Source organism: Xenorhabdus entomophaga (assembly GCF_037996725.1).
GTDB lineage: Bacteria > Pseudomonadota > Gammaproteobacteria > Enterobacterales > Enterobacteriaceae > Xenorhabdus > Xenorhabdus khoisanae.
The window spans coordinates 1-472 of sequence record NZ_JBBMXH010000339.1 but is presented as its reverse complement, the minus strand read 5'-3'; the positions used below and the strand labels follow the sequence as shown (position 1 = coordinate 472).

Annotated in this window: 1 protein-coding gene; it reads left to right on the top strand. The window is 55.9% G+C overall.

All coding sequences use genetic code 11. From position 1 onward, the window contains the following. Positions 1–472: phage portal protein (locus tag AAC854_RS23090; protein ID WP_340619126.1), on the top strand; the 472-nt coding region annotated here is incomplete at both ends.

Sequence of the window (472 nt, the reverse complement as noted above, 5' to 3'; positions counted from 1 at the left end):
CCTGACGCAGGCTGACATCTGGCATGTGCGTATCTTTACGCTCAATGGCCTGACCGGGTTAAGTCCGGTGGCCTATGCCCGGCAGGCGATCGGGTTAGGGCTGGCGACCGAAGAGCACGGCTCCCGGCTGTTCGGTAACGGGGCGGTCACCAGTGGCGTACTGCAAACCGATCAGCCCCTGACCGACGAGGCCTTTAACCGGTTGAAAACCGACTTTGAAGCGCAACACCAAGGGCTGGCGAATGCCCATAAGCCGCTGATTCTGGAAATGGGGCTGAAATGGCAGCAAATCAGTTTATCGGCCGAAGATGCGCAGTTTCTGGAAACCCGCAAGTTTCAGTTAGAAGAAATCTGCCGCATTTTCCGGGTGCCACTGCATATGGTGCAGAACACCGACCGCGCCACCTTTAACAACATTGAGAATTTAGGGATTGGGTTTATCAACTATTCCCTCGTCCCGTACCTCACCCGC